Origin of the sequence: Kamptonema formosum PCC 10802, from assembly GCF_000332335.1 — a bacterium.
In the GTDB taxonomy this organism is placed as follows: Bacteria; Cyanobacteriota; Cyanobacteriia; order Cyanobacteriales; family Oscillatoriaceae; genus Oscillatoria.
Genome location: NZ_KB235948.1, coordinates 3,198,112 through 3,209,510 on the forward strand (window position 1 = coordinate 3,198,112; position 11,399 = coordinate 3,209,510).

The window sequence follows — 11,399 nt, forward strand, 5'->3', positions numbered from 1 at the left end:
CTCACCTCGTCTCCAAATGTGTTCTTCCGTCGTTGAGTACCAGGTGGATCGGCTGTGATTTTCCCTTGCTGCTCGACTGCCTACTCCTTCAGCACGCCATACCCCCCACCGCCTGGCGTCTCAATCGCAAACACATCACCGGCACCCATCTCCACAACCCCCGAACTCCCCAATTCCCCCACAGATCCATCCCGGCGCTCAACATAATTCCGCCCAACAGCAGCATCACCCCCTCCATTCAACCCGCAAGGCGGAATAAGGCGACGCCCCGATAAAATCCCAGCCGTCATTGGTTCCAGAAAACGCAGCCGGCGGATCGCCCCATTCCCGCCACAATAGCGCCCAATTCCCCCACTATTTGGGCGAATCGCAAAACTTTCCAAAAGCACCGGGAAACGCCATTCCAGCACCTCCGGATCGGTGAGGCGAGAATTCGTCATATGCGTGTGAACCGCATCCGTGCCGGCGAAATCAGCCCCCGCACCCGACCCCCCGCAAATCGTTTCATAATATTGATAGCGCTCATTCCCAAAGGTAAAATTATTCATCGTTCCCTGCGACGCAGCCATCACCCCCAGCGCACAGTACAGCGCATCCACAATATTCTGCGAAGTCTCCACATTTCCCGCCACCACCGCCGCCGGATAGCGCGGATTCAGCACGCACCCCTCAGGGATAATAATTTCCAGCGGCTTCAGACAGCCGGCATTCAAAGGAATATCGTCCCGCACCAGCGTGCGGAAAACATACAGCACAGCCGCCTGACAAATAGCAGCCGGTGCGTTAAAATTGTTGGGGAGTTGCGCGGACGTGCCGGTGAAATCAATTTTGGCGCGGCGACTCGATTTGTCGATAGAAATCGCCACTTTAATCTGCCCACCGGCATCCATCGGATAACTAAACTCCCCATCTTTCAAAACCTCAATCGCGCGGCGCACCGACTCCTCAGCATTGTCCTGCACATAACCCATATAAGCCCGCACAGTCTCCAACCCATAGCGCCCCACCATCTTGCGCAGTTCCAGCACTCCCCGCTCATTCGCCGCAATCTGCGCCTGCAAATCCGCAATATTTTGCCCCGGATTCCGCGCCGGATACTTGCCAGATGCCAGAAGTTCCAGCACCTCTTTTTCCCGGAAACACCCCTCCCGAACCAGCAGGAAATTGTCAATCAGAACCCCTTCCTCCTCCACCGTCGTGCTGTGCGGAGGCATAGATCCCGGAGTAATCCCCCCAATATCCGCGTGGTGCCCGCGCGACGCCACATAAAACAGAATTCGCTCACCGGCATCCTCAAACACCGGCGTAATTACCGTAATATCCGGCAAATGTGTCCCGCCATTATAGGGATTGTTCGACACATAAACATCCCCCGCCTTAATCGTATCACCTTTCGCCGCAATCAAAGCCCGCACACTCTCACTCATCGAACCCAAATGCACGGGAATGTGCGGCGCATTCGCAACCAGCTGCCCGCCCCCATCAAAAATCGCGCAGGAAAAATCCAGCCGCTCCTTAATATTCACCGAAGAACTCGTATTTTGCAGCGCAATCCCCATTTGATCCGCAATCGCCCGGAACAAATTATTAAAAATCTCCAACATCACCGGGTCGGCTTTTTTATTCTCGTTCCCAGGCTCAGCCGGGAAACGATGTTTCTGAGGCTCCGCCTCCTCTAAGGCAACTGAACCCTGACTGAGAAACCGGCTTTCTTTCCCCAGACTCCCCTCTTCCTTAATAGAAAAAAAGTTGGGAGTGAGAGTCACACCGGCATTGCGGTTCAAAATCAAATCATTGCGCTCAGTCAATTTCGCTTGCCAGCCCAATTCAAGAACATTCGTCCCCGTCCCCTCTACAATAATAGCCGGCCCAATAACACAATCTCCCGGCTGCAAATCCTCCCGCCGAAACACCGGCGTCTCCCGCCACCCACCTGCCGCATACATCCGCACCATCTCCACCGGCACAGGCGAGACGCCGGCACGGCGAGACATACGAGGCACAGGCGTTTCGCCGACGCTGCGGGACACCACCTCAACCGAAACCGCCTCAACAATCAGCCTCTTCTCCGGGGCAACAAACCCGTAACGCTGCAGGTGCGCCCCCTCAAACCGCACCCGCATCTCCCCAACATCCCCAAAATCCACAACCAGAGGCGCATCCGTCCCCTCATACCGCAAATGCACCCTGCGAAAAACCTCTTCCTTGGCACTCTTGGTGTTTTGCCGGTTTAATTCCCGCCTCCCCTCCGCTTCCAACTCAACCAAAACCCCATCCAACACCGGCACCAATTCCTCAGACAGCCTCTCCTCAACCGCCCGCTGCCGGATTGCCCGCACATCCGCCAAACCCATCCCATACGCTGACAGCACCCCAGCAAAAGGATGGATAAACACCTGTTTCATCCCCAGCGCATCCGCGATCGAACAAGCGTGCTGGCCGCCCGCACCCCCAAAGCAGCAAAGCGTATATTCCGAAACATCATACCCCCGCTGCAGGGAGATTTTCTTAATCGCACTCGCCATTTTTTCCACAGCAATTGCCAGAAACCCAGACGCCACTTCCTCTGGCGTTCTTCCATCCCCAATTTCCGCCGCCAGTGCCGAGAACTTTTGCCGCACCACCTCAACATCCACCGGCAAATCCCCATTTTGCCCAAACACCTTCGGGAAAAAAGCCGGTTGAATCTTGCCCAACATAACATTGCAATCCGTCACCGTTAATGGGCCGCCTTTGCGATAGCAAGCTGGGCCAGGATTGGCCCCCGCAGATTCTGGCCCGACGCGGTAGCGGGAGCCATCGAATTGCAGAATCGAACCCCCACCGGCAGCGACCGTGTGAATGGCCATCACCGGTGTTCGCAGGCGCACACCGGCAATTTCCGTCTCAAATTCCCGCTCGTACTCCCCGTTATAGTGAGCGACATCCGTCGAAGTCCCGCCCATGTCAAAGCTGATGATTTTCTCGAACCCCGCCAGGCGAGAAGTCCCCACCGCCCCGACAATTCCGCCTGCCGGTCCCGACAGAATACTGTCTTTTCCCTGGAACTGGCCGGCATCCACCAACCCGCCGTTAGATTGCATAAACATCAGGCGCGGTGCCAGAAACCCGGTTTCTTCAAGAAACCGGGTTTCTTTGTCTTGCGGAGATCCCAGAAACCGGGTTTCTCCCAGAAACCGGGTTTCTCCCAGGGTTTCTCTGTCCTGCGCTTGCGCCTGAAGCTCACCGGCAACCCGCTCCACATACCGGCGCAGAATCGGCGACAAATAGGCGTCAACCACAGTGGTATCCCCCCGGCTCACCAGTTTCATCAGGGGGCTGACTTCATGAGAGACGGATACTTGACTAAACCCTATTTCTTGTGCTATAATCTTTAATCGCTTTTCGTGGTCGGGGTAGCGATAGCCGTGCATCAATACAATGGCGCAGGAGCGGATACCGGCATCGTAAGCTTCTTGCAAAGACGCCAGAGCAGTCGTTTCGTCTAGCGGCATGAGTTCCTCGCCGCGAGCGGTGTAGCGTTCTGCGAGTTCAATGACGCGCTCGTAGAGCATTTCTGGAAGCACAATCTGGCGGGCGAAAATATCTGGCCGGTTTTGATAGCCAATGCGCAAAGCGTCGCGGAAACCTTTCGTGATGGCTAGCACCGTGCGGTCGCCTTTGCGCTCCAGCAGGGCATTCGTGGCCACCGTGGTGCCCATTTTTACCACTTCAATCTGTTCTGCCGGCACCGGCACTCCAGGGGGAATTCCCAAGATATCCCGAATCCCCTGCACCGGCGCGTCAGTGTAGCGTTCGGGATTTTCCGAGAGCAGCTTGTGAATTACCAATTGGCCATCAGGGCGTCGGGCCACGATATCGGTAAATGTCCCGCCCCGGTCGATCCAGAATTGCCAGCGAGTTTCAGTGTGCGAGCCGGTCGTTGAATGCATGGCAGCCAATCATCACCCCTATTATCTAGCAAAAGTTATTATAGCGTTTTTCAGTTGGATGAACGTGTTTGCCTAGAAACCCGGTTTCTTTCAATGCGTAAGTTATAAAATTGTTACGCATATAATGGCGCGGACACGAGGAGAGCGCTCCCCGTGTCTGCTGCGAGATCGCCAAACTGTTCTCTAAGCGGTTTTCACCGTCCAGATGCGTCCGTAGTGGCTGGGGATCTTCAACCAGTATTCAGAATAACTTGGGACATTGGGCAAGTTATCTATTCCGTGCAGTTCTTCCTGATAATCGCCACTAATTGGGAACCAGAACGGCACCCACTGTTCCGAATCGCCAAAGTTGTGAGCTACCAGGCTGAAGCTGTTGCCGTGTTGGCGAGAGAAAAGCAGGACGTTCTTGGACTGGTAGCGGTCATAGTGGTTGTAGAAGAAATAGTTGCCATATTGGAATTGGGGCTGTTCGCGGCGCAGTTTAATCAGCTTGCGCACTAAGGAAATCACGATCTTGCCAATCGAATCGTAGAAATAGTCCCAGCGGACAGGGCGGAACAGCATCACCCGCCCAGAACCAGCCTCCGGGAGGTAATAGTTCTCACCGAGCTCCTGACCTTGCCAGAGCATGGGAATTCCTTTGCCGGCGAGCATGGCTATCAAGTACGGCTGGACTTTGTACCACAGGTCGCGATTGCCCTCTCGCAAGAGATCGCTATCGCGATTCATCGTGCCGAAGTTGCAGACAAAGCGGGAGTGGTCGTGATTCTCAATATATTGCAGCGCGGTTTTGGCGATTTTGTCACTGTTGGCTGTGACTTCTGCCGGATAGCCGTCAAGACCGAACCGAAAGCCGAGATCGGTCACGCGATCGCGATCTCCATAAGCCACCGCCTTAGATGCTCCCAGTGTCTCGTTTTGCCAGGTACAGTTGCTATAGGTACTCCAGAGAATTTCCTGTGGCGCTTCCAACTGCTCAGCACACTGAATGAGATGGATAGCACCGCTGTTAAAGAACTTCTGCCAGTGTCCGCTGTCGTCCTTCTTTTCTTTGACCGTTTGGTAGGTGTGATAAGTCAGGTTAGCGTAGCCTTTTCCCGCAGCGCCGTCCCAGTAATTGGGCACGCAGTCGTAGCGGAAGCCATCGACGTGATAGCAGTCGAGCCAGTGGAAGTTGACTGTGAAGAAAAAGTCCTGGGTTAACTGCCGGTTAAAGTCGGTACTTTCGCCAAAATAATCCTTAGCGAAGGCACCCATGAATGGGTTATTATTGTAACCCAGGTTCCTGTAAACGTAGCTGTAGGGAAAACTGTCGCTGGTGTGACCGTAAACAGCATCCAATATCACGGCAATCTTTCTTTGGTGCGCCGCGTCAATGAATTTTTGGAAATCTTTCCTCTTGCCAAATCGCTCATCCACGCCAAAGTAGCCAATGGGCAAAAATCCCCAGTCTACGGTCATGGCCACGTTGGAGACCGGCATCACCTCAATGCAGTTAATTCCCAGATCCGCCAGATAATCCAGCCGCTCAATTGCCCTGTCGATATCTCCGCCGAACTCGCTAATCATCAATTCGTACATCACCAGCTCGTTCAAGGCAGGAGTTTTCCAAACCTGTTCGCTATCGCTCCACACATAGTCTTGATATCCCAGGGTGAAGGCGGACAGCTTGCCGGTGCCAAACTCTCTGGCAAACGGGTCGATAATCCAGTCGATTTCTGGGTTATTGGGGTTATTCAGGCAATACCGGTAGACGTACCTTCCAGGACTTCCCCATGCAGATTTGGGGTGCCGCTTATCGCGGCTATTTATCTCTACTTTTACCGCCCAATAATCCCCATACTCTTCCTCTATTGAATCAGCGAGATCGAACTCACTTGGCTGTATATCTTGCAGGAATTGATCAGCTTCGTGGATCACTTTTACCCGCAGCTTATTTCCGTCCTTACTGGAAACCCAAGGCAAGAAAAGTCCAAATTCCATGACGCCACTTTCGACTTCTCGCGCCCCAAGTTTATTCAAAGGCAGAAGTTTCATTGCCAAAATCCTTTGTTAGCTTCTTTTGTTATTGTTGCTCCCCTCTTGCAGGGGACAGTCATTTAAATTGAATGCAACCCCGAGCTTCCTGTAGCGCCAGCAGGATGATTGCTGGAGCTAGTAAACCCCACACACATTCTCCCTGTGCGGTTGAAAGCACCCCGGCTCTAAAGATAGATTTTCCGCGATCGGAAGGCGACAGTTTCGCTTTCCTATAACTCTAGCATATTGCTGCCGCACAGTTAGGTGCTATTGCTAAAATAAACCTTAAGAATTCTGAAGTTCATTCTTAACCGCCCCCACTCGCAAGAAGAGTGACGCCGCGCCGGCACGAGCGCAGCATTGAAGGCGTTTGGGCTAAAGCCCAACTACAAACCTTCCTGCTGCGGTTGCCATTTCCAGGTTAAAATGGATTGTCTGGAGAGTCATCTGGATAGTGGGATTCCCAGTCGGGGCAACTCTCACCTTCCCAACCGTAGGGGTGCATGCCGCAGACAAGCAAATTGCCCCCATAGACATAACCGTGGTAGTGCCGGCAGCCCATACAGACAGGATTTTTGTCCAGTTGTGGCTCCACATAGCTGACGAACTGCTCCGGCGGGGAAGCCGTGTCAAATTGTTCGATTTCTAGATAAACATCAATCACCGGCTCGACGAGCTGACTCAAAAACTGGTCAAGCTCTGTTACCAGGGTGATTTGCACTTGTTCTGTGATTTCTTCAGAGATCTCGAAGAGCGAGTCTACCACTTCGATAACTTCTTCAGTCACTTCTTGGAAAAACTGCTCTACCTCGCGAGATGCTGTCTCCAGTATCTCAAAGAAACTTTTTTGCCACTCTTCCATTGGGATCTGACGGTTGCTCAAGAAAGACTGCGAGAAGGTGCGGTAGCGCCCACCTGAGTGGGTTCCCCAGCACCTCTGTATCCATTGTCAGCGCTGACTGGGCTAGGTGGGGCGTTACATTTCTTCACAGAGCCCGTCCCCCACAGAGGGGGAACTTGCCGGCCTGTTTTGTGCCACCGGCATCTCTGAGCTGCGTGGGCCAATCCTAATCCCGCTGCAGCCGGCGCAGTTCCTCCTGCAGCGCTTCTACCTGCTGGCGCAGGCTGTCCACAGGTTGCCCCTCTGACTTTGAGGGATCTTCATCATCGAGGATCTCAATGCGGCGGGGCTCAGTGCGGGTTTCTCCCTTTTCTGGCTCAGCTTGCGGCTGTTGGGCGCGGGCGATCATGTCGTCAACGAACTTGCGCCCTTCTTCTGCAGTCATCTCACCCCGCGCCACCATTTCATCTGCCAGCTTTTGCGCTTGGGTTCGCAGTTGCGCCAGTGTGCTGCCGGCTTTCTCACCGGCATAGGAAGCTAGCCCAACGCCCAGGTAAAAAGCTTTTTGAACAATATCTCCTAAACCAGCCATTGCAACCGAGGCTCCTGAAGGAATATCTGATGATTCCAGCATACGAGGAAAGCTGGCCAATTGCCCACCGGCCTCAGCAGGGCGTAAAAAAAAGTGGCCCGGAGGCCACGCCTATCCCAAGCATCCCGTATTGCTGCTACCTTCCGGTCCTGACAAGGTTTGGGCGTTGAAATCGCGTAGATCCGAGCCACTCTTAATATAGCACAGTTTTTTCACTCCGCAACCACTCGCCACTCAAAAAGTTGATATTTTACGCAGCCATTTTTTACCAGCGGGTCTTGGGCCACGATCTCCTGGGCCTCTGCTAGGGACGCCGCCTGGAACAGCAACATGCCGCCGCCCCCCTGGGCCCAGTAGCCGGTGCGCGCCTTGTGGCCCTTGGCAATCAGCTCGCGGACATAGGCTTTGTGCGCCGGCACGTGCTCGTCAAAGGCCGGCTTATCGACGACGCCCTCTTCAATCTTGACAAACCAAGGCATTTTGGATTTTGGATGCAAGGATTTTAGATTTTAGATTTTAGATTTTAGATGGGGGACTTTTCCCTCTCCCTTAAGATATCAGCCTATGGACAGGTCTAGCCGCCTCTTCTTTATCGCCCTCCTGCCGCCGCAGGACTTTCAAGAGCGCGTCACCGGCATCAAGCAGCACTTTGCCGACAGCTACAGCAGCCGCGCCGCGCTCAAGTCCCCCCCCCACATTACCCTGCAGCCGCCGTTTGAGTGGCCAGCTGACAGGCTGCCGGCGCTGGGAGAGTGCCTGAGTGTTTTTGCTCAACCTCGTGTGCCGGTGCCGGTGATCCTCTCCGGGTTTGCAGCCTTTCCCCCCCGCGTCATCTATATAAATGTCCTCAAATCACCGGCACTGCTCACCCTGCAAGCCGAGTTAATGGCCCACCTGGAAACCGAACTGGGGATTACAGACCCCAAGTCGAAAGGACGCCCCTACACTCCCCACATGACGGTTGGCTTTAAAGACTTGAGCAAGCAAAACTTCAAGGCAGCGTGGGCAGAATCTAAAGACCGGCCCTTGGAATATAACTTTATGGCCAGCGAGCTGGTGCTGCTCACTCACAATGGAAGCAGGTGGGACATCTGCGCCGAGTTTCCCTTTCCACCGGCTTCCCAGGCGGAGGCTGGGAATCCCCCCCTTTGAGGCCAAACTGAACAAGGTGAAATATCCGCGTTTTGGCTTTGGGACAGGCGAAACGCCTGTCCTGCGGGGTATGTTCGCAGAATGTCTAAAGTACATGCCAGAAACCCGGTTTCTTTAAGAAACCGGGTTTCTCAGTACCTCAAAAAGGATGAAAACGGCTATAAACAATTTGGCTAGTGCTATTAGCCATTCGGTCTTTGGACAATTGTCTCCACAACCCGCCGCTTGGCTTTGGGTTCGATGCCAATTAAGCGCACATACTCCCCGCTGTGCTCGCTGAGGCACTGTTCCAGAGCGGCGATCGCTTCCGACTCCTGACCGGCAGCTATCGTCGCGCAACTGTTCCAAGAATTCGTCCGGAACCGGCGCTCATCCACATACTCGACGCCAATCCGGTAACCGCCGGTCACAAGCTGCTGCACCTGCTGCTGCACCTCTGCGCTCAGTCGCGAACTCTGTGCGTGTCCATTACTCGGCTGTCCGTTTGCCGGTGCCGGGTGGGGGGTGAGCGGGCCGGCAGAACCATTACCCGCGCCTGACTGCGGCGCTATTTGAGTGCTGGGCGCACTGCCTTGCTGAGCGCTCTGTGCACCGGCTCGCAGCACTTGATTGTACTGTCGGGCTAGCCCCATTTCCCGCACGCGATCCTGTTCCCGAACCATCAAATTGCCAAATTCGACTAAGCGAGACAAACTGAAATTCGGCTTGGGAAATGTTGGCGGGCCGTCGGCACTCTTTACCACACGAAATGATACTTTGTCAAGCCCTACTTGGTAGATAAACTGGCGGATTTGTTCGTCGTAAATGCGAGATCGCAGTGCGCCGAAAAAGTCAATCGCCTGATTGGGGAAAGTATCCACAAGTTGTTCAATTTCGCTGGCAGAGAGTCCGTCTGGGGCAAAAATGCCGGCGACAATGCCTATTTTATCTTCGCGGTCGGGCTCCCAGTAGAATTTTTCCATCCGCCCGTCGCGAATCAGGGGTTCGTAGAGGGTGGAAAAGTCATTGCCGGTGACGAGAATGGGGACGCGGTGGATGGGGGTTGCGTCATAACTGCCGGGGAGTTGCACGTTGGTGGGGTTGTCGGCAATATTCATCAGCGTGCCATTGACAAGCTGGGTGTTGACGGTGTATTGCGTGGTGGCGTCGAACCGCCCCGCACCGGCATCCAAGTCGTTAATCATCAGCACGGACATTTTACCGCGCACTTTAATCAGTTCGGCAGCTTCCCGGTAGCGCAGGCGGATCAGGCGTGCGGGATCGCCGGCATCTGGACTTTCCAGTTCGCCGGCGGACATGTGAACCACCTCGACGCCCATTTTCTGGAAGATGAGCTCGCACTGAAAAGATTTGCCCTCTCCTTTGCGCCCGTGAATGCCGAGGATCAGGGGAACGCGCAATCCGGGAAGGTCCAGGAAGTTTTTGGTGATGTGAACTGCTATTTTGTCAAGAAAGCGGGGCGAGATGTAATAGGTCATTGCGATCTGCTGTTAGTGAGCGCTGGAAATACCCTTCTTGTTATGATTTTATGACATAACCGGCACGGCTGGGAGGGAGTCTCCCATTTTCGCACATATATCCTGGGGATTAGAAAGAGACTGTTGGCGAATTAATGAGTGATTGTACCCCCGCGCCCGTGGGATATCGCTTAATTGGTTGGAGAGAAGGGGGCGGAGCCTGCTTTCAGGCGTTCCCAGCATCAGGCTGGGAACGAGGCAAAGACTAAGCCGAAATCATGGAATTTGTTGGCGCACAGAGATGCCGGTCGTGACGGGCCGCGAAGTCGAGAGTAGTTCAGGATGATGTTGTTAGGGTCAGCCCGCAAGCTACTGCGAGTGCCAGCCGGTCGCCCAGAGGTTGTCAACTTTTGTTAATAGGCTGCCGGCAGTATAAATTTACATATATTCGTTGTTTTTTGCGGTTCGCACTTGGTAAAATAATCAATAGAAATAGAGGGCGTCAGACCTTAAAACGATAGTAAAGTGAGCGGATATAGTTCAGGGGTGTAGTGTGAGAACTGACTCAATTTTTTATCGGCTGTTCCAGACTTTACCGGGCAGCTTCTTTGAACTGATTGGCCAGCCGGCTGCCGAGGCGGCTGCCTATGATTTCGCCTCTGTTGAAATCAAGCAAACGGCTTTCCGGATTGATGGCGTGTTTGTGCCGGTGGCCGGCACTGAAGGCTTGCCGGTTTACTTCGTGGAAGTGCAGTTTCAACTCGACAGTGACTTCTACCGGCGCTTTTTTTCGGAAATCTTCCTTTACCTGCGCCAAAACAGAGTTGCAGACCGCTGGCGTGCTGCTGTACTGTATCCCAAAAGGAGTGTGGAGTCAAGCGACACCGGCCCCTATGAGGAGTTGCTGGGGAGCCGGCTCGTGCAGCGCTTGTACCTGGATTAGTTAGGAGGCGCAGCGGACCGGTCGGTGGGACTGGGAATTGTGCAATTAATTGTAGAGGCGGAAGCCACCGCTGTTGACCGGGCTCGCCGGCTAGTCTCCCAAGTCCAGCAGGAACTGGAGAGTGACGCCAGCCAGCGAGAAATTGTAGAATTGATACAGACTGTCCTGCTGTATAAATTTTCAAAATTAAGTCCCCAGGAGGTACAACAGATGTTGGGATTAGAGGAGTTTAAACAGTCAAGGCTGTATCAAGGAATCAGGCAGGAAGCCTTGGAAGAGGGCAAGCAAGAAGGCCGCCTACAGGCCAAGTTAGAAGCTGTGCCCCGGCTGCTAGAGCGCGGCTTTAGCGTGGGGGAAGTAGCCCAGATATTGGGGTTGGAGGTGGAGCAAGTCAGGCAAGTGGCCCCACAGTAACCGGCTGTGGGCTGTGGTAAGTTGAGGGGCGACCGGCGAGTGCTAACCC

The 11,399-nt window shown here is 54.1% G+C and carries 7 protein-coding genes, 1 other RNA gene and 1 pseudogene; 2 read left to right on the forward strand and 7 right to left on the reverse strand.

Features of this window, described 5'->3' with window-relative positions:
• Positions 1 to 80: 80 nt before the first annotated feature.
• From OSC10802_RS0113730 to OSC10802_RS0113750, 6 genes are all read right to left on the reverse strand, one after another.
• Complete coding sequence (locus OSC10802_RS0113730; protein WP_017717338.1) at positions 81 to 3,932, reverse strand: hydantoinase B/oxoprolinase family protein; 3,852 nt, start codon at positions 3,930 to 3,932, stop codon at positions 81 to 83.
• Between the two features lie 183 nt (positions 3,933 to 4,115).
• On the reverse strand, positions 4,116 to 5,969 hold the full coding sequence (locus OSC10802_RS0113735; protein WP_017717339.1) for an alpha-amylase family glycosyl hydrolase: 1,854 nt from the start codon (positions 5,967 to 5,969) through the stop codon (positions 4,116 to 4,118).
• Positions 5,970 to 6,372: 403 nt separating this feature from the next.
• Entirely contained in the window at positions 6,373 to 6,813 is a 441-nt protein-coding gene (locus OSC10802_RS0113740; protein WP_017717340.1) for a hypothetical protein, read from the reverse strand.
• Between the two features lie 205 nt (positions 6,814 to 7,018).
• Positions 7,019 to 7,426, reverse strand: a complete 408-nt coding sequence (locus OSC10802_RS0113745; RefSeq protein WP_017717341.1) for a phasin family protein — start codon at positions 7,424 to 7,426, stop codon at positions 7,019 to 7,021.
• Between the two features lie 50 nt (positions 7,427 to 7,476).
• Positions 7,477 to 7,573, reverse strand: an RNA gene (ffs, locus tag OSC10802_RS45410) — signal recognition particle sRNA small type.
• A gap of 23 nt (positions 7,574 to 7,596) precedes the next feature.
• On the reverse strand, positions 7,597 to 7,863 hold the full coding sequence (locus OSC10802_RS0113750) for a YciI family protein (protein ID WP_017717342.1): 267 nt from the start codon (positions 7,861 to 7,863) through the stop codon (positions 7,597 to 7,599).
• An 85-nt stretch (positions 7,864 to 7,948) separates the two neighbouring features.
• Between OSC10802_RS0113750 and OSC10802_RS0113755 the strand changes: the two genes are divergently transcribed.
• On the forward strand, positions 7,949 to 8,536 hold the full coding sequence (locus OSC10802_RS0113755; protein ID WP_017717343.1) for a 2'-5' RNA ligase family protein: 588 nt from the start codon (positions 7,949 to 7,951) through the stop codon (positions 8,534 to 8,536).
• Positions 8,537 to 8,718: 182 nt separating this feature from the next.
• Here OSC10802_RS0113755 and OSC10802_RS0113760 read toward each other — a convergent pair whose 3' ends face one another.
• The gene (locus tag OSC10802_RS0113760) at positions 8,719 to 10,014 is read right to left on the reverse strand and encodes a RuBisCO small subunit-like domain-containing protein (RefSeq protein ID WP_017717344.1); all 1,296 of its coding nucleotides are present in this window, start codon (positions 10,012 to 10,014) and stop codon (positions 8,719 to 8,721) included.
• A gap of 532 nt (positions 10,015 to 10,546) precedes the next feature.
• Here OSC10802_RS0113760 and OSC10802_RS49770 point away from each other — a divergent pair.
• Positions 10,547 to 11,350, forward strand: a pseudogene (locus OSC10802_RS49770) (Rpn family recombination-promoting nuclease/putative transposase).
• The last annotated feature ends 49 nt before the right edge of the window (positions 11,351 to 11,399 follow it).